The organism is Stratiformator vulcanicus, assembly GCF_007744515.1.
GTDB lineage: Bacteria > Planctomycetota > Planctomycetia > Planctomycetales > Planctomycetaceae > Stratiformator > Stratiformator vulcanicus.
On sequence record NZ_CP036268.1, the window covers coordinates 5,120,813 to 5,139,074 of the forward strand.

General features: G+C 59.8%; 17 protein-coding genes. 9 read left to right on the forward strand and 8 right to left on the reverse strand.

Going from position 1 to position 18,262, the window contains the following annotated elements; all coding sequences use genetic code 11:
- Window positions 1-46: 46 nt before the first annotated feature.
- The 4 genes from Pan189_RS20600 to Pan189_RS20615 all read right to left on the reverse strand — a co-directional run bounded on the left by Pan189_RS20600 (window position 47) and on the right by Pan189_RS20615 (window position 4,462).
- Entirely contained in the window at window positions 47-931 is an 885-nt protein-coding gene (locus tag Pan189_RS20600) for a CAP domain-containing protein (RefSeq protein ID WP_145365960.1), read from the reverse strand.
- Between the two features lie 160 nt (window positions 932-1,091).
- Window positions 1,092-2,159 (reverse strand): hypothetical protein, encoded by a 1,068-nt coding sequence (locus Pan189_RS20605; protein ID WP_145365961.1) that lies wholly within the window; start codon window positions 2,157-2,159, stop codon window positions 1,092-1,094.
- 232 nt (window positions 2,160-2,391) lie between these two features.
- Entirely contained in the window at window positions 2,392-3,519 is a 1,128-nt protein-coding gene (locus tag Pan189_RS20610; RefSeq protein ID WP_145365962.1) for a hypothetical protein, read from the reverse strand.
- A 133-nt stretch (window positions 3,520-3,652) separates the two neighbouring features.
- Window positions 3,653-4,462, reverse strand: coding sequence for a hypothetical protein (locus tag Pan189_RS20615; RefSeq protein WP_310820845.1), 810 nt, complete (start codon window positions 4,460-4,462; stop codon window positions 3,653-3,655).
- Between the two features lie 277 nt (window positions 4,463-4,739).
- Between Pan189_RS20615 and aroA the strand changes: the two genes are divergently transcribed.
- The 3 genes from aroA to Pan189_RS20630 are packed head-to-tail and all read left to right on the forward strand — an operon-like array spanning window position 4,740 to window position 7,574.
- Window positions 4,740-6,017, forward strand: a complete 1,278-nt coding sequence (gene aroA, locus Pan189_RS20620) for a 3-phosphoshikimate 1-carboxyvinyltransferase (protein WP_145365964.1) — start codon at window positions 4,740-4,742, stop codon at window positions 6,015-6,017.
- A gap of 12 nt (window positions 6,018-6,029) precedes the next feature.
- Window positions 6,030-6,905, forward strand: coding sequence for a sulfite exporter TauE/SafE family protein (locus tag Pan189_RS20625; RefSeq protein WP_145365965.1), 876 nt, complete (start codon window positions 6,030-6,032; stop codon window positions 6,903-6,905).
- Between the two features lie 33 nt (window positions 6,906-6,938).
- Entirely contained in the window at window positions 6,939-7,574 is a 636-nt protein-coding gene (locus tag Pan189_RS20630) for a putative signal transducing protein (protein WP_145365966.1), read from the forward strand.
- A gap of 46 nt (window positions 7,575-7,620) precedes the next feature.
- Here the strand turns inward: Pan189_RS20630 and Pan189_RS20635 are convergent, their stop codons facing one another.
- Window positions 7,621-9,045: a sulfatase gene (locus Pan189_RS20635; protein WP_145365967.1), complete on the reverse strand. Its 1,425-nt coding sequence runs from the start codon at window positions 9,043-9,045 to the stop codon at window positions 7,621-7,623.
- Between the two features lie 198 nt (window positions 9,046-9,243).
- Here Pan189_RS20635 and Pan189_RS20640 point away from each other — a divergent pair, with 198 nt between their 5' ends.
- On the forward strand, window positions 9,244-9,825 hold the full coding sequence (locus tag Pan189_RS20640) for a DJ-1/PfpI family protein (RefSeq protein ID WP_145365968.1): 582 nt from the start codon (window positions 9,244-9,246) through the stop codon (window positions 9,823-9,825).
- Window positions 9,826-9,920: 95 nt separating this feature from the next.
- On the forward strand, window positions 9,921-10,379 hold the full coding sequence (locus tag Pan189_RS20645) for a DUF423 domain-containing protein (RefSeq protein WP_145365969.1): 459 nt from the start codon (window positions 9,921-9,923) through the stop codon (window positions 10,377-10,379).
- A 113-nt stretch (window positions 10,380-10,492) separates the two neighbouring features.
- Here the strand turns inward: Pan189_RS20645 and Pan189_RS20650 are convergent, their stop codons facing one another.
- The 3 genes from Pan189_RS20650 to Pan189_RS20660 form a co-directional block, all read right to left on the reverse strand.
- Window positions 10,493-10,891, reverse strand: a complete 399-nt coding sequence (locus Pan189_RS20650; RefSeq protein WP_145365970.1) for a hypothetical protein — start codon at window positions 10,889-10,891, stop codon at window positions 10,493-10,495.
- Window positions 10,892-11,812: 921 nt separating this feature from the next.
- Window positions 11,813-12,949, reverse strand: coding sequence for a hypothetical protein (locus Pan189_RS20655; protein WP_310820847.1), 1,137 nt, complete (start codon window positions 12,947-12,949; stop codon window positions 11,813-11,815).
- Window positions 12,950-13,186: 237 nt separating this feature from the next.
- Window positions 13,187-14,503, reverse strand: coding sequence for a M28 family metallopeptidase (locus Pan189_RS20660; RefSeq protein WP_145365972.1), 1,317 nt, complete (start codon window positions 14,501-14,503; stop codon window positions 13,187-13,189).
- A gap of 294 nt (window positions 14,504-14,797) precedes the next feature.
- On the opposite strand from Pan189_RS20660, the gene Pan189_RS20665 reads away from it, so the two are divergent.
- The 4 genes from Pan189_RS20665 to Pan189_RS20680 all read left to right on the forward strand — a co-directional run bounded on the left by Pan189_RS20665 (window position 14,798) and on the right by Pan189_RS20680 (window position 18,260).
- Entirely contained in the window at window positions 14,798-15,100 is a 303-nt protein-coding gene (locus tag Pan189_RS20665) for a hypothetical protein (protein WP_145365973.1), read from the forward strand.
- Between the two features lie 319 nt (window positions 15,101-15,419).
- Window positions 15,420-16,730, forward strand: a complete 1,311-nt coding sequence (locus Pan189_RS20670; RefSeq protein WP_145365974.1) for a tetratricopeptide repeat protein — start codon at window positions 15,420-15,422, stop codon at window positions 16,728-16,730.
- A gap of 59 nt (window positions 16,731-16,789) precedes the next feature.
- The gene (lptE, locus tag Pan189_RS20675; protein ID WP_310820849.1) at window positions 16,790-17,296 is read left to right on the forward strand and encodes an LPS assembly lipoprotein LptE; all 507 of its coding nucleotides are present in this window, start codon (window positions 16,790-16,792) and stop codon (window positions 17,294-17,296) included.
- Window positions 17,297-17,477: 181 nt separating this feature from the next.
- On the forward strand, window positions 17,478-18,260 hold the full coding sequence (locus tag Pan189_RS20680) for an endonuclease/exonuclease/phosphatase family protein (protein WP_310820851.1): 783 nt from the start codon (window positions 17,478-17,480) through the stop codon (window positions 18,258-18,260).
- Window positions 18,261-18,262 lie beyond the last annotated feature (2 nt).

Below are 18,262 nucleotides of genomic sequence, written 5' to 3' on the forward strand. Positions count from 1 at the left end.
ACCCGCCGCGATTCAACCGAACTCGGCTCAAAATGTCGGCGGCCGCTCAGCGACCGTTATTAGCTTTGGACGGAATTTCGATCGCTTCTTCGACCTTTTCGGATGAGACGGCGAGCTCTCCGTCTTTCGAGGTGACCTCAAACTTGCGACCGTCAGCCTCCGCAAACTTCGCGAAGGGCTTGGACTGAAACTGTGGCTCCGCGGCATCGTCGTCGAGCGCGTAAAATGTCAACTCACCCGGCTGGCACATCCGGTAAATCCATCCGGCCCGAGCTGGAATTTTCATGGTCCGGTTGCCCCAGCGACATTGAATTGCCGACTGCGTCTTATTGAGAATCTTAAACCGAATCGACGCCGACTGCGGACGACCGAACAACTGCACCGCGTAATATTTTCCTGACTTCTCACTCTGTCGAATCGCCACGGCTGTCTGAGTCACAGCCGGATGCAACATGTTCCGACGATGGCCTTCGCTGTTGATCCAACCTTCAGCAAATCGTTTCGCCAAGTCGGCCGTCTTGAAACCCTTGGAGCGAAATTGCAGGGCGATGTTCTCGGATGTGTGGCAATACTCATAACCGGTTGCCGCGACGCGTTCATGCGGCTTGCTGCCGTCGGCCTCGTGGCCGTATTCATCGTTTTCGGCCATGAACTTCGCAAATTCGACGGCCGCTTCATTCAACTTGTCATTCTTTTTCAATGCATCACGCTCGTGCTCAGAGCGAAATTTATTCGTGCGCTCGATGATTAACTCGACGGCCCGGTCGAGGTCAGGGTCGACGGCGCCCGGCGATTCCCCAGAAGTTTCGGGCACCTTTTGCGTTGTCTCTTCCGCCAGAGCGAAGCTGCTACTGACATCAGCCGGGAATCGCACGGCAATCGTCAAGACAAGCAAGGCCAGCGGAAGAAAAAATCTTGATTGAGAAAGCATGTTGCACCATCACAGTTACAGAACATCACTCTGTTGAACTTAAGGCACCAGACAGGGAAACGCAGCAGACAATTCGACAATAGCGTTCCTGCCGGTGGGCACGCTCGGAAATCTCCCCATGCAGCGCAATTCCCACCGACCGGCACCGACCGGCTCGGACTTACTCCGAGACACCAGTCAGCCGGTGTTTGCGGACGACGTCCCACACCGTCTCCTGAAGTGCTTTGATCAACTCCGCATCCTGCTGCGGGTCGAACATCTCGTAAGGCTCTGTGGTCAACCCGACCGGGCTTTCCCCTGTCAGCGTCGCGTAGAACGTGAGAGCCGCGACGTAGGAGCCGATCGCTCCCGAGTCGGCCCCGTTGTGTGGTTGGTCGTTCAAGTGAACGCCGTCGGCGTAGAAATTGAGAACGCCCGCCTCGTGTTGGAACTCTTCGGGATCGAACGGCGACTTCCTATTGTTATTTCGTCGGGCTTTTCGGAAGTAAGCCTGATTTCGCGCATAGAAGGGTTCGATTCCGGGTAATCGCCCCTCACGAATTCTCTCGTCGAGTTCGCAGAAGACATCGCCGAGCGGGACGATACGGACGGGAACCGGTAACTCGGGATGCCGCTCGTTGAGTCGATCGACGAGGGTCTCGAAGTACGCCCGGCAATGCAGTCCTTCTTCGTACTTTTGCGAGTCCCACACCTTCCGGTAGGTTCCGGCTTCCAAAATGTCTTTGGCGGAAGGGAATGTCGCGTAGATATAAAATCGGTCGGTCGCGACGTTCTTGGTATTGGGATGCTGCCGATGCCAACCTTCATCACCGGGGACCGTCTCCCCACGAGCGTAGTCGATGAACTCACTTGCCGACTGTAAGGCCCCGGCCGTGTACCACGGCCAACGGGATAAGACTTTCGGTTCCTCGTCTAACCGCTCGCGGTAGGGTTGCAGGACCACGGCGTCGAACTTGAAGTTCTTAAAAGCTTGATCGTACTCGCCGTAGGGCTTTTTAAGGTTGTACTTCCCTTCCCCCGGCTTGTTGCTGTGATTTCGCTTCGACAGATGCTTTTGCAACTGATGCCCACCGCCGAGCTGAATTCCGTAATCGTATTTGCCCCCGGCGGCTTCGAACAGTTGCGCCAGCCGTTCGACCGGGATATTTCGCGTCAGACTGTTCCCGATGTGATAGACGCGAATATCCTTACCGGGCGGTCCGTCCGCGGCCGGAATCGAAGATGTCACCAGACAAAGACAAGCAGCTAATACGATCGAGCAGCGCATAGGGCAATACGTCCGAGAGTTCGCGGCAAAAGACGACAGGTAAGATCAGCCGATCTCACTATCGTCGCCTGCAGGGCGGAGCGAATGCAACACTATGGTGAATGCTTCGCATCGAAGCGCATTCACGCTCAATCCAAGGAAGAACCTTAACTGGCCGCAAAACACCGAGCGACCGGAGCCCGAACGGACTCGGCTACTCGTCTTCCGCATCGCGCGGCGGGCGGGAGGACTTGATCCACAGCAATGCCCGACCCTCTTCATCGCGCCGCAATTCGCGGTCGAGAAAGTGCGGCAGTGTCACGTCGCGAAGCACGATGCTCCAACTCGTTTTGCGCGGCCGAACCTTGACGGTCAGCTCGGCGGGATCGATCCCCGCTTTCGACAGACCGTCGTGGTCGATCAGAATCGGGATGTCGGTTTGCGCCTCGACCGCACGGAGGACGTCGGCGAGTTTGGCCTGCCGGAAATCGACGGCGACGACGCTAAACAATGCCGGTGCAAAAGCGGCTCGATCGGCCCCTTCACCGTTCAACGTCCAGCCGACCGGCCATAGATCTTCGCCCTCATCGATCGATTCGACCATTAGCTTGATGCCGCCCTCGGGAGTACGAAGGGGACGAAAGCCCAATCCGAATTCGTTCAGGACTGCGGCGAGGGTCGTGCCGACCGAGAGGTCCCTTGGAGAATGTTTGACGAAGCGATGATCGGTCTGCTTCATCGACTCCATCGCAGCAGCCGAGAACTTGAGTTGATACACCGACGGCAAACCCAGTTTTCGAATCGCCTCGGGTAGTTTCAGCCCGGTCACGTCGGCGGCAGCTTTTTCCGAAACCGCGGCGTAGAACTTATCGAATTGGGTCTTATTGAGTCCCCACATCGCTTTGCCGTCGGGCGTCCCCTGAGCGCCGAAGCTCTTGAGTTCGTCCAGCCACTCTTGCAATTCGGCGACGTCGGTCGGCTCGAATGTCTGCGATGGGAAGAGCAGTCGCCCGCGATCGTCGATCGCCCCGATCACCTTGACGGTGCGTAACGGTCCCCGTTTTTTCTCAGTGACCGAGATACCTTCGCCCGGCAGCCCGCGTCGGATTCGTACGGCATAGCCGAATCGTTCGAAGCGTTGGCTCCATCGCTGGGCGTCGAGTCCGATCCCTTCGGCAGAGATGATCTCGATCGAGAGGGTCGTCAGACCGGCATCGCTGCGATCGATCGTGCGGGGACGCGTTCCGCCACGGTACTGAAACGTCTGGGCGACAGCCTCAGTGACCGTGCCGGCGATCAGTGCCCCGACCACAAGACTTGCCGGAATCAAAATCCGATGCATGACATTAGCTCTGAGAGAATAGGCAGTTGCGCGCTTCTCTCTATGCTATGCCGAACGGGCGAGCAGAGGCGAGAGGAATTTTGGCGAAAGCCCGTCACCCCACACGCCTCACCCCTCTGGCGATGCTTCTCTGTTAGTACCGCTCAACGACACCGTCGATCGCAATGCGTTGGATGGGCCGGTCGTTTTCGATGACCCGCCGGACCGCTTCCAGTTGTGCTCGCATCTGCTGCCAGGAGGCCAGCACTTTCGCCCGGCTCAGGCCGACGGCCACTTCGCCGATCTGCTCTAAACCACGGCGAACGTCGGCCAGCGATGCCGCGGCGAGTTCGACGACATCAGCCAAGTAGCCCTCGAAGGGTTCCGAATCTGCCACGGTCACCGGAACGTCAGGACGGGCGGCTTCAACAGGAATTTCAATCTCGCCCAGTTTCGCCACAACTACGGCGTCTTTTTCCAGAATGACGCCCGCCATCGTTGTGACTCCCTCGAAATCGGCCCGGCTCGTCGCGATCACGAATCCGAGGGCTTCCTCCAGACCCGCGGTCAGCACCTCGGCCGCTGAGTCCGACGGTAAGTGCGCCGCGTGTCGGTCCGCCATTTTCTTCACCACCGGCCCCCATGCCGCCACGGTCATCTCCCCGTGCAGCCACAGATCGCAAGCGAGATTGAATTCCCGATCGGACGGGACGGCCACGATCTCGCGCTTCGGCTCAACCGGTCGCTTCGACCACTCGCAGCCCCCGGCGGTGGCGATCGAGAGACGTTGAAAGTGATCGGAGAGCAACACGAGATCTTCGCCGATCTCATCGCTCCATCCGGGAATCGCCTTCGGCAGCGGCGCCGCCGATGCCGGTCCCGCCAAATAAGCCCCCGCCTGTAGCACCGTCAGCATGGTGATCATCGTTCGAACAGCGCGATCGGTCAGCAGGGTAATCATCATGAAAGACTCCGGTTCGATAGCGGGGGCAGGCCGGGGAGAACAGGAAAGCTGGGGCGGCGATACAAGATATATCGGAGCCTGCCGATCGCACCTTGCCCCATCCAACGGTCCGATCGCGAAAAGCTGGCGAATGGCGTAAACAGGGGCGCATAGTCCGACCGGGCGGAGCAACCCGACTTTTCCGGCTCGCTCTGTGCCGGTCCGCAATACCTTCCCGCAAGTCGGTGCGTTATCCTCAAGGATTCCCGATCGTCAGCCGAAGCCCCTCCGTCGACCGATGCAAGAGCCGCTTTCCATTCGTCCCGTTTCCAAACCGGTCGAGGGCTCGGTCCGCCCGCCCGGCTCGAAGAGCATCACGAATCGCGCGCTGGTCGTCGCCGCGCTGGCCGATGGTCGCTCCACCCTGACGGGTGTTCTCGACAGTGACGACACGCGGGTGATGATCGAAAGCCTGCGCCGGCTCGGACTGAACATTCATCAGGACTTCGATGCTCAGACGGTCGTGATCGATGGCTGCGGTGATTGTATTCCCCGCAAAGAGGCCCAACTGTTTCTGCAAAACAGCGGCACAAGCATCCGATTCCTCACCGCCCTGTGCGCCGTCGGTGACGGGCGGTACCGACTCGATGGCAATGAGCGGATGCGTGAGCGCCCCATCGGCGATCTCGCGCGAACCTTGACCGCGCTCGGAGCCGAAGTCACCTGTGAAAACAAGAACGATTGCCCGCCGGTCATTGTCGCCGGCCCGCCACTCCCCGGAGGCACGGCCGAGGTCGCCGGCAATATCTCGAGCCAGTACCTCAGCGCCCTCTTAATGGCCGCCCCTGCCGCGCGCGGAGTGGTCGAACTCGACATTAAAGGCGAACTCGTCTCGAAACCTTACGTCGACATGACACTACGCGTCATGGAGTCATTCGGCGGCGGCGTGATGGCCGATGGCTATGAGAAGTTCACGATCGCTCCGCACGCCTATCAGGAGACGAATTACGACATCGAGCCAGACGCTTCCGCGGCGAGTTACTTCTTCGGCGCGGCGGCGATCACCGGAGGCCGCGTCACCGTCGAGGGCCTCAATCGCGATGCCCTGCAGGGTGATGTGCTTTTCGTTGACGCCTTAAAACAGATGGGCTGCACCGTTGAAGAAAGCGAGTCGTCGATCACCGTCACCGGCGGATCACTGCACGGCATCGATATTGATATGAATGCCATCAGCGACACGGCTCAAACTTTGGCCGCCGTTGCCGTATTCGCCGACGGGCCGACAACGATCCGCAACATCGCGCACGTGCGACACAAAGAAACCGATCGCATCGCCGCGGTCGCCGCTGAGCTCCGAAAATTAGGACAAATCGTCGAAGAATTTGACGACGGCCTCACCATCACGCCCCGCCCCATCACTCCCGCCACGATCGCCACCTATGACGACCATCGCATGGCGATGAGTTTCGCTCTGATCGGTTTAAAAGCCGACGGCGTTCAAATCGCCGACCCCGGCTGCACCGCGAAGACCTATCCGCGGTATTGGGACGACCTGAAAACGCTGACGGGAAACTGACAGACCGGCGTTATGTTCGATCCCACAATTCACCCGGCCGCCGCCCTGATTGGTCTGATCGTCGGTCTGCTCTCCGGCCTGTTCGGTGTCGGCGGCGGCTTTTTGCTCGTCCCAGTCCTCACTGTCATTCTCGGAGTGCCGGTCGAGATCGCCGTCGGCTCCAGCGCGTGCCAGGTGCTCGGCCCCGCGACGACGGCTCTATTGACACGACGACCAACGCGGGAGACCTTCCGCCTGCCACTGGTCATTACCGGCGGTCTGTTCATCGGCGTAATCGCCGGGGCGTGGTTCCTCGGCATCGCCAAACAGGCCGGCACGATTACATTCTTCAGCCGAACCCTTCCCGCCGCCGATCTGGCGGTCATGGGAATTTACTTTGTTCTCTTCGTCGTGCTGGGCGTCTTTTCGATTGTGGAATCGGGGCAGTCGGCGGGGCGGATGGTTCACCTGCTCGGCGTTCCGGCTCGTGCGAAGATTCCGCCAATGTCTTACTTCGAAGGTTGCCGACGTCGGCTGTCTGTGCCGGTCATTTGCTGGCTCGGCCTAATTACGGGCGCGCTTTCCGGCCTGCTCGGGATGAGCGGCGGGCTGGTCTTAATACCCGGTCTGATCTATTTGCTCGGGATGCAAACCTCGAAGGCGACCGCCGCCTCCTTGGTTATTGTCTGGCTTATTTCGTTCCAAGCCACAATCGCCCACGCCTGGGCCGATCGCATCGACCTGCCCCTCGTGGCCGCGCTACTGCTCGGGGGAACCATCGGGGCACGCCTCGGCACGATGATCGCCGCAAAAACCCACGCCCGCACCTTAAGAGGCCGCTTCGGCTGGCTACTACTTGCCGCCGCCGGGCTGACCGGGTATCGGTTGTGGGTGATTCTTACCCAATAATCCGGCCGCCAGCTTCATCGAATTTCGCCTCACATGAATTCTGGACTCACAGAAATCACGACCTGCGCCTCAGAAGTGAATGCGAATCACCTTAAGGCTGTGCTTGCAGCTGAGGGGATTGAAGCATTCGTGGCCGGTGGCAGGGCCGAGACGATGATGTCTTACGTCGGCGTTGCTTTGGGCGGTGTGAATCTCCTGACTCGACCTGCACAAGCCGAAGCGGCACGAGAGATAATTTCGGGCCGACAACACTCGAATGACGCCACACAGCCCGATTGGTATTGCCGCGACTGCAAGGTTGCCGTTGACTGCGGCTTCGAGTGCTGCTGGTCGTGCGAACAATCGCGAGGTCTTGTCGGCGGTGAGATTCCGCCTGGCGAGATCGATTCCGATGAAGAAGCACTCGGTGAAATCGCCGAGGTGGACGCCGCCGATATCGAAGCCCGCGTGACGAGAGCCTATCGAGCGGCTCTATTCGGCATCGGGCTGTTCCCCGGCTTTCTACACCTCTACTCGAGCTACTTATTGAATTCTGTCATTGGGCACTTCCACGCAATGAGCCTACCGACGGTTCGTCGCTGGTATGCGGCAATGATCGTCAATATTGCCATGATTTTCGTCATACACTACGTGCTGCTGTACTACGGCCTCCCGGCTTTTACGGATTAGTCGCCCGAACCGAGACGGCAACGGGCGTAGCATCATCTCAACTTCTTCAGCGAAGCGATTTAAGATGCTCTTGCAGTTGTTGTCGGCAGAGTTTTAGGACGGAGGCCTCTTCAGCGTCACCGACCAAATTTACAAACTGCCCCGGATCCTCCTGCATGTCGTAGAGCTCGTCTTCACCATTTTTATACCGAATATAGGCCCAGCGATCGGTCCGCAGCATGTGGCCGTTGCCGTGATAGCTGTAGGCGGTCTCACGGAGTTGCGCATCAGGGTCCTTAAGCGCCGGTGCCAGGCTGACGCCCTGGCAGTGCGGCGGGATGTCGAATCCGGCCAGGTCGGCTAGTGTCGGATAGATGTCGATCTGCTCGGCGAGCGTGTCAGCCGTCTCGTCTTTGAGTCCATCTGGGGCGGAGAAGATAAGCGGGATGCGGACCGATTCCTCGTGTAGATTCATTTTCTGCCACATGTGATGTTCGCCGAGGAGATAACCGTGGTCGGACGTAAACACGACGATCGTGTTCTCGGCGTGACCACTCTCTTCCAGAGCTTCTAAGACTCGCCCCACTTGATCATCCATAAATTCGACGCACGCGTAATAGGCCTGAAGCGCTTTATGCTGATCCTCTTCCGTGAGGCCGATCCGCGATGACAGCCGGCTCTGCCCGATCCGCGGGATGTCGGACAGGTCGTCCTCCGGCACGAAGGCCAGCTTCATGTCGTCGGCGGGATATCGCTCGAAATAGTGAGCCGGCGCGACGAGCGGCACGTGCGGGCGAACGAAACCCACGGCGAGAAAGAAGGGCTTCTTGCTCGACTGGCGATTTAATATCTCGACGGCTTGCGAAGCCGCCTGCACGTCCGCCTGGGCCGCCCCGCTCGCATCACTCGCCTTCACGGAATACAAAGCCGGGCCGAAGCCGAGGCTATAATGTTTATCACGATCAAACTTTAATTTCTCGTTCGAGAGATGCTCCGCTTCTCCCTCGGTCATCCACTCCGGCGCGTGCATGTTATAGGCCTCGTTCCATGAGGCCGCATGATCGGGACCGGCCACGCCTTTGGTAATGTCACCCGGCACTCGCATGTGGTAAATTTTACTGACACGCGCGGTGTGGTAACCGTTGTTCTTAAAATGCTCTGCCATAGAGGGTCGATCGCCGAGATTTTTCGTAAACCGGGTCGACGCCCCGTTGCCCGTCACCCCGATCGACTGCGCATACATTCCCGACATCAACGCGGCTCGTGAAGGCCCGCAAATCGGAAACTGGCAATAGGTGCGCGTGAACTTCACCCCTCGTTTCGCAAGCGAATCGATGTTCGGCGTCCGCACCTGTTCGTTGCCATAGCAGGCCAACGCCTCGGCGGTGAGGTCGTCGCTGATCAGAAACAGCACATTGGGCTGAGCCGACGCGGCGATTTCGGAAACCGCAAAAGGCAAACAAGAGGCGACCAAGAGTAGCGCAAATCGCATGACAGGCTCCGCTGAGCTGGGTTCGAGACGCGTTGAAGATGGCAGACGATTGCCACCATCCGCAAGGGAGAGCCGAGGCGGCACCTGACGAATCAGTCGCTCGGCACCGCGGGCGTGATGATTCGAATCGCGGACGTTAGAGTTATTCAAAGGGAGTGATGTAGATGACTTCTATCGGATGACGCGAGAGGTGCCGGAATGGCTGCGAAAAAACTGTTGTTTCTCGTTGGCGACTTCGTCGAGGACTACGAAGTCATGGTGCCGTTTCAGGCCCTCACAATGGTCGGGCATACGTGCCACGCCGTCTGCCCGGGGAAGAAAGCGGGCGATTCGGTGCGGACCGCCGTGCATGATTTTGAGGGCGACCAGACCTACAGCGAGAAGCCGGGACACAACTTTTCGCTCAATGAGACGTTCGCCGAAGTCGATGCGTCCAGCTACGACGGGCTTGTCGTGCCGGGGGGACGTGCGCCGGAATATCTCCGGCTGAACGAAGACGTGCAGAAGATCGTGCGGCATTTTGTTGAGGCCGACAAACCGATCGCCGCCATCTGCCACGGCCTGCAAATTTTGGCCGCGGCCGGTGTGCTGAAGGGCCGCTCCTGCACGGCTTACCCGGCATGCGGACCAGAGGTCACGCTCGCGGGCGGCACGTTCAAAGAAATAGAAGTTGATCAGGCACACGTCGACGGCAATCTCGTCACGGCGCCAGCTTGGCCGGCCCATCCTGCTTGGCTGGCGGAATTCTTAAAAGTACTCGGCACAAACATTGAACTTTAAGGAAGATAAGCCGCGCACTAAGTAAGCGGATCATTATGTGATCCCGTTGCCTTCAATCGACCCGCTTACTTCGTGCGCGGCTTGTCGAACGAGATATGTCACCCAAATTTTGGTTTGTCACGGGTTCAATTCTCGGCGGGCTTGGGGTCGTGATCGGAGCATTCGGCGCACACGGCGTCGGCGATCTGCTCGTCGAGATTCATCAGGATGCAGAACCCAAAATGGTCGCGGGGCACGAGGTCCCGGCGTCTTACAAATACCTGCAGGATTTTAAGACCGGGGCAGAGTATCAACTGACCCACGCGCTGGCACTTCTTGCGATCGGACTGCTCGGATGGGCGACGAAGCCCTGCCGGACGTTGTCGGTCGCCGGGTGGTCGTTCCTGATCGGTGTCGTGTTTTTCAGCGGGAGTCTTTACGCACTGGTGTTAACGGGCCAGCGGTGGTGGGGTGCCGTGGCACCGATCGGAGGCACGGCCTTCATCGTGGGGTGGATCGCATTGGCGATCGCGGGAGCCCAACGCGTCGCAAGTCCGCGGCAACCAGAAGACTGACATCGTTACGAACCGCGTTACGGATCGACGTCAAATAAGAGAGCGGCAACGGATGCAGTCCCTTGCCGCTCTTTGAACTCGCAGTGACTGAATTCAGGCTGCGAGTTCGATAATTAGCTCGTCAGCGGAGTCGGTTGCGACTTCGCCGCGCTCGGATCAATTATTCCCGCCGCCTTCGGGACGGTTTCCTCTTCGCTCCGGTCCGCCTTCTGCCCTCGGACCCCGGCGTCCGGCGCGCTCGCCGTCTTCACCGCGCGGACCGCGCTCACCCCTTTCGCCACGCCGACCGTCTTCACCCCGTGGGCCCCGATCACCTCTCTCACCGCCGGGACCACGCTCTGCGTTGTCGCCGCGCGGACCACGTTCACCTCGCGGGCCGCGGTCGCCGTCTTCTCCGCGGGGGCCGCCTCGACCGTTCTCGCCGCGAGGACCGCCGTCACCCCTCGGGCCGCGTTCGCCATTATCGCCGCGGGGACCACGCTCTCCTTTTGGGCCACGATTTTCGTTCTCACCACGGGGGCCGCGCTCTCCTTTGTCGCCGCGTGGACCGCGTTCACCCTTTGGTCCGCGATTTCCGTTCTCACCTCGGGGGCCACCCTCTCCTCTGGGCCCGCGTTCGCCCTTCGGGCCTCGGTTGCCTTTCTCGGCGCCGGGACCCCGGTTGCCGTTTTGGCCTTGAGGGCCCCCGTTTCCATTTCGTCCGCGCTGGCCGCCTTGGCCACGTGGACCGCGGTTCGCGTTATCGCCACGGGAACCGCGATTGCCGTTCATGCCGCGTTGGCCTCGGTTCCCCGATCCGCCTTGGCGTCCACGTTCTCTGTTACCACCCCGACTGCCGCGTTGCCGTCCGGCATTCTTATTGCCGCCTTTCTGGCATGTCGCAGCCTGTCGATGATTGCTACGTGATGAAACGCCTGCCGTCTCGCTGGCGACGTCAACTTTCGCCGTCGATTGATCTTCGCGATCTTGACTCGCAGAAGAGGGCGAGCCGACGTCCGCGCGACTGATCGCAGTGCTGAAGGTGATCAAAGCGGTCGTGGCAAAAGCGATTGTAAGTAACTTCATGTCGTTGACTCCGGCGCGGAAGTTTTATGAGCGAGTCAAACCTCGCAGTCAGGGGTCATAAACCCTCTCGACATGAAAAAGTTTCTGTGAAACGGATTGTTTTCTGAAACCGGCAGATAATTGTCGATTAACAGAGCAACGACCACACTTTCCGCAATTGATTAATGACATCCCCCATCAGTGTCTTGTGGTCGAGCGCATAAAAAAGCGGAAAGTTCAAAGAACTCTCCGCTGCACGCGATGGCAAAATCAATTAAGAAGTGGCTTTCAGTCGGTTCAAATATTTCCCCGAGGCGGCAGCATCGTGAACATATCAGGTTGACCGACTATCGGATTTTGTCGCCGGCTGGTAATGAAGTCGCTTCTTGTTAGGCGTCATTCTCATTGGGCACGTTGTCCCGTTTCGGGCGGTCGCCGCTCTTGGGGCCCATCGACTTAATTTCTGCTTCGTCGAGGTAGCCGTCGCCGTTGGTGTCGGCTCGTTCGAAGAGACGCTCCATCCGTTCGGGGGCTTCCTCTTTCGAAATCTTTCCGTCTTTGTCGACATCGAGATTCATCAGCCGATCGGCCATCACGCCACGGTCGCCGGTTCCTTCAGGACGCTCGCCGCGCGGGCCGCGGCCTTCACGGTCGCCACCGCGATTTCCGCCGCGATCCCGCATCTTTTTCGCCATCGCTTCGAATTCTGCTTTGGTGGCTTTGCCGTCACCATCGGCATCGATGCGATCGAAGAAGCGGCTCATGCGTTCGCCGGCTTCGTCTTTGCTGATCGCGCCGTCGCCGTCTTTATCAAGTCGTTCGATGATCGCGCCCGGCTCGGGTCGTTGTCCGCCCTGGCCACGGGGGCCATCGCCATCACCTCGGCCCTTGATGCGATCCCGGACTGCGGCAGCCTCTGACTTATCAACCACGCCATCGTTGTTGACGTCGAGCCGCGAGAAGAACTCGCCCCCGCGACCTTCGGGCAATTCATCTTTCGAAATCTCCCCGTCGCCATTCTTGTCGAGACGGTCGAAAATTTCGGTACCGTCGCCGCCGGGGCGTCCGCGCCGGCCTTCGGGACGATCGCCGTCACGACGGGGCCGATCTCCTTCAGGTCGATCACGATCGCCGCGTGGCCGATCACCTTCGGGGCGGTCGCCGTCACCGCGCGGAGGCCGATCGCCGCGTTCCGGGCGGGGCGGCCGCATTTCTTCGCGATCCAACTCCCCGTCGCCGTTCTTGTCGAGCGACTTCAGCGTGCTGGCCGCAGCGGCAATCTCGTCGGCCGAAAGACTGCCGTCTTTATCGGTATCCAGCGCGATCATCAGCGGCGGAGTCGGCGGGCGAAAACCTTCACGTCCCCCGTCACGTGGCCCACGCGGACCGCGCTCGCCGCCTTCACGATCGCGACCGAATCGCGGGCGGTCGCCCTCAGGGCGATCACCATCATTCTCAGCAAAACATGGGTCCGCCACGAAGGCGGCGGCGAGCAAGCCCGCGCAACAACTGATCAAGTTTTTCATCATTCGCTCCGACGCTGAGTCGCTTGAAAGACTAATTTTGAAGGCGATATTCCCCTCGTTATGAGAATGAAACACCGCGAACCGCCGAGAGTTGCGGTCCCGCGGCAAATTTTTCGCGTCGTGCTCTCGATTTCAACAAGCCAAGGCCGAGGCGACGAGTCTCCAAGAAGTTGGAGACACCGGTCGCTTTGTGCCTCGCTCACGCTCCAATGCAGTGTGCCGGGAACTCTCAGGGAGCTAGAGCGACGTCAGCAGCATCAGGCGGGCCAACCGGGTCAGCCAGATGCGCTCGTCCTGCGTCATTGTCCCTCGTCGGAGAATTGTCCCGCTACGGCTCTTCGCCTGTGAGATGGTCAGTCGCTGGATGGCATTGAGATTCTGGGCATCGGCCCGGTTGAGCAACCGCGTCGCGACGGTGTTCAAAATGCGGACCTCGCCCAGGTCCATCGGGGCTTTCTCTTGCCACGTCGGGGTGATCGGGTCGTTGGCGACTTCGACGACCGTGCGATAGACAAGCGTCGAAATTCGGCCGAGATTGTCAAAGTCGATTCGCTCCGCCGTGTCGCGCGGCGTGTGATAGTCGGGATGCACGCCGGTTGAGAAAAAGAGGAAGGGGATGTCGCGGTCACGGAAGGGGCCGTAGTCGCTGCGAGTGCCGATCAGTTCAATACCCAAGTTCAGCACGTCGAGACCGTCCGGCACGCCGATGCGGCTCATCTGGGTCGAAAGATACGGCGCGTGTTCGGCTCCGAGTACAAATACCTCGTCGTAGTCCATTCCGCCGAGCGACCGGCCGATCATGTCCGCGGTAATGAACAACTTCAGTTTCGACTGCGGAAAGGGCATATTCGCGGCGAAATAGCGAGATCCGAACAGCAACCGTTCTTCGAGATCGAATCCGACAAATGCGATGGACCGCTTGTGAGGCCGCTTCGCCAGTGCGAGCCGATCGGCGACTTCCAGCATCATGGCGACGCCACTGGCGTTATCGTCGGCCCCCGGATACATGCGGTTGCCGCGCCGTCCTAAGTGATCGTAGTGGGCGCTCAAAATAATGACTTCATCGCGAAGCTCCGGATCACTTCCCCGGAGCAGCGCTCCGACGTTGAAGCCCTGCGGACCAGCCGTGCCGAGCGGCTTGCCGTCTTCGTCGAAGTGAGTACGGCCCGGGATCGGCTGCAAATAGGAATTGCCGAACAACGGCTCCAGTCCGAGCACCCGGAACTGTTCGACGAGATAATTCCGCGATGCGATCGCAACGCCGCCGGGTCGTCCGCCCTGCTCAGGAGCGGCCAGGAACTCGACATGCGGCCGGACATCGCCTCCGACGATAAGCGGAACCTCGGCTGACCGTTCTTCGCCGATGGCCGGAGCAACGCTTGGCAAAATCGCCGTCGAAAGGACCAACGGAACCAGCAGACGCTTCAGAAATTTTCGGGGACGTTCCTGCTCGTTCGGTTGTTGTGATTTTCGCAGGTCGACGGCAAGTCGCCCTCGGCCGCTAGTGGAGATCGTAATCGTTTCGAGCAGGTGGCGAAACAAAACCATTCGCATGCGAACCTCTTGCTATCCGCTGAGCCACTGTGTTTTCGGGGTCGGCGACGGTCCGATCGCACCGATTGGGCCGGTTCTACCGAAGTTTTCTATTCTGACGAAGGCCGGCCTGACGAAACTAGTTCTGGACGGCGGTCTTTCGGACCGACGGCAGCCGGTGTCGCGTGTTATTTCGCGATGAAGGGTGAAGCCCGTCGGACTTGAAGATCACCGAAATCGTCAGGCTCGGCGTCAGACGCCGCGACCGGGTGCGAAGTGCACCGGTCGATACGCGAACTCACGGAGAATTGTTCGATGCTCAAACGCGTGTTGACCACGGCCGTGCTTGCCGCGGCGGTCTGCGGGATCTCGCAATCGCTCACGCCGTCGACGGCGCAGGCCGGCGGAGTCGGACAGCCGACCGACTGGCAGCGGTTCTATTCGTACCCGTACGTCTATTATCCTCAGAACTTTCAGCCGAACGTCGAATACGATTCGATGTATTGGCGATACCCGCAGGATCGGCAGATCCCGACGTACCGCTCGGATTGGTACAACTACTATCCGAATCGTCGGCCGTATCACTCGGGCCACCACTTCCTGCTCGACGTCTTTTAGGCCGACCAGTCCTCGGGTGAGAAAGCGATCGCGAGACCTCGGTCTCGCGATCGCACGGCTTTCGGTCTACCCGCCCTCTGAAGACTGCCGGCTCGACCCGGTCGACGCAGTTTGACGCAAGCCCGGCCGAATTCGTATTGACGCACGGCGCGGAGGCGACTTAGCTTTCCACCCTTGGCACAGATTCCGACGGCAATTCCGCTCGTCACTCTGAGCCCGACCCATCTCCACTCCCCTTTTTGTCCGGCCCCGCTTCTCACCGAAAGGCACCCCTGTGCCACAGAAGCGCAATTCGACTCGGATCAACAGGAATCGCCCGGTGCGAACTTCCTTCTTCTCAGCTTATGCGCTGATCGGCCTTGCGTTGGTCCTCGGATCTGCGGGATGCCAATCAACGGGTGGAGGCTCGCTACTCTCGTTACGCAACGAGAAGTACGACCCCGAGCGCGTGGAAGAGGTCGATCGCATCCGTCCCGTCAAATCGGGCATGCTCAATAAAATCGCACTCGCTGGCGGATTTCTGCCGGACGACAAATCGCCTTACATGGCCGCCGCGGCTCCTCCGAAGGCGCAGGCCGCTTTCAAAGAAGCGGTTACCATCTTCGAAGACGGTGACCTCGCGACCGCCGAGAAGCGCTTCAAGCACATTGCCAGTCGCTATCGCGATACGACGATCGAAGAAGACGCGCTGTTCATGCTCGGCGAGACGCAATTCCGCCGGAAGCGATACCCCAAAGCACAAGACTCGTTCGACGAGCTCTACGAGCGATACCCGACGACGCGGTATATCGATCGTGTCTCCGATCGGATGTACGCGATCGCTCAATATTGGCTGGGGTCCCCGAAGCTGATCGAGCCCTCCGATATTCAACCGGTGAACTTTGAGAAGCCGGCAACGACGCCGCGACCGAAAGTCGCCGCGGCCGGGACGCATCCCAGCGGCCCCGGTTACCTGCCGAACCTATTCGATCGCACCCGCCCGGTCATCGATACGTCCGGCCGGGCCCTACAAGCTCTGCGTTCGATTTGGCTCAACGACCCGACCGGGCCAAAGGCCGACGAAGCCATCATGCTTTCGGCCGACTATCACTTCCGCAACGCGAACTACGTCGAATCGGACCGCTTCTACCAGATGCTCCGCGACGAATATCCCAAGAGCCCTTACCTCGAAGATGCGTTCGTCCTCGGTTCGCACGTCAAACTGCTGTCGTATCAAGGGCCACAGTACGACGGGACGAGCCTCGAAGAAGCGCAGAAGCTGAAGCAGACAGCCGTGCGGCTGTTCCCCGAAGCACAGGCCAAGCCTCGATTGCTCGACGAAATTCGAAAGTCGGAAGCCCAGCAAGCGTCCCGACAGTGGGAACAGGTCCGCTTCTATCAGCGAAAAAACAATGCGACCGCTGTCGCAGTGTCGACACACGCCCTGCTGACCGACTTCCCGAATTCGCAATACGCCCCGGCCGCCCGGCGGATTTACACCAGCCTGCCGGCCTCGGCAAAAAAGAATCTCAAACCGCTTCCGGGAACCCCGAAACGGACCAGTCCGCCGCAGTTGCGTGAAGTGCCGGACGCCGAGCCGTACACTCCGCCCGCTCCGCCTCCTGCAAGACCGGGCCGCGCCTCCCTCTAGTCAATGCGTCAGTTGCTGTGATCCTCATGATCTGTCGGGCAGTGCAACGAGCGAGAAGCGTGCGACTCTTTGTCGTCGCTGCGAGTTGTTGCGCGCTGCTCGGTTGTGGATACACAATCGGCAACGACTTCGATCCGGGGGTCCGTACCGTCGCGGTTCCGGTCTTCAAGTCGATCCTGTTCCGCCGAGAGATCGAATTCCGACTGACCGAAGCGGTCCAAAAAGAAATTCAGAATCGGACGCCCTTTCGCATCGCCCACCAATCGACGGCCGATACGCGGTTGCTCGGCAAAGTGGTCGAGTATCAAAAGCAACAGGGCGTCACCGGCCTGGCCGGACAGCAACGTGGGCTGCCGTTGGTCCTTTCGGTCGAAGTCGTGTGGGAAGACCAACGCGACAAACGGGTTATTGCCCGCTCGCAAGTTCCCATTCGACCGGAGTCGGTGCGTCTGTTCTCACAAGGCAACTTCGCTATCGAAACCGGGCAGTCGATGCGCACCGCCGAGCAAGACGCCATCGACGAACTCGCCACCCGCATCGTCGACCTCATGGAAACCCCCTGGTGAGGCATCCGCCTCCTTGTGCCTGCGGGGGCGTCACGCCCCTTTGTGCCTGCGGCAGCTTTCGCATCGATGCATTGCTCTGACACAAGCCCGCAGCGCAAGCAAGGGACCGAACCAAGTGCGTCCCGACGCACCGCACCCCCGTCCCGCCTCAACACAAAAAGCGGCGAATCCTCTATTTGACGTGAAGGCCGATCTCCTTCGCGGTACAGTGTCATCGCCTAAGAAATCCCGCCCTTCCGCCCGCTTCGCCAATCTTCCGTTGAGAGTCCTCAGCTACAACATTCACAAAGGCGTCGGGGGGAGAGATCGGCAGTATTCGCTCGATCGAATTCTTGACGTCATTCGCGGCGAGCAGCCCGATATGGTCTGCCTGCAGGAAGTCGATCAGAACGTCAAACGCTCAAATTTCGATGACCAGCCGACCGCCATTGCCGGGGCCATCGAGGCGGTCGATTCTCTCTATCAGCTCAACGTGCCCAAGCGCGAGGGAGGATACGGGAACCTGATCGCGACCCGCTTTCCGGTCGTGAGCAAACATCACCTCTCGCTGCGGAAAGGCCGCCGGAAGAATCGCGGCGCGCAGATCGTCGTCGTTCGCACGCCCCGTGGGCGGTTCCGCGTTGTGAATATTCACTTGGGACTGGCTGAAAAGGAACGCATCTGGCAGATCGAGCATTTGCTGTCGCATCGGCTGTTCCTCGAAGCCGACGATCTACCCACGTTGGTGATCGGCGATACAAACGACTGGCGGAACAATCTCGAAGACGGTCCGTTTCTGGCCGCCGGTTTCCGCAAGCTGACCCGACCCCCGAGCCGCTATCGCAGCTTCCCCGCGTTCTTGCCGATGGCCGGTCTCGACAAGGCCTTCGTCCGCGATGTGCCTGAGGCGAAAGCCCGAGTCGTGCGCACCCGGCTCTCGCGAGAGGCCTCGGACCATCTGCCAATTGTGGTCGAGCTCGGCTGACG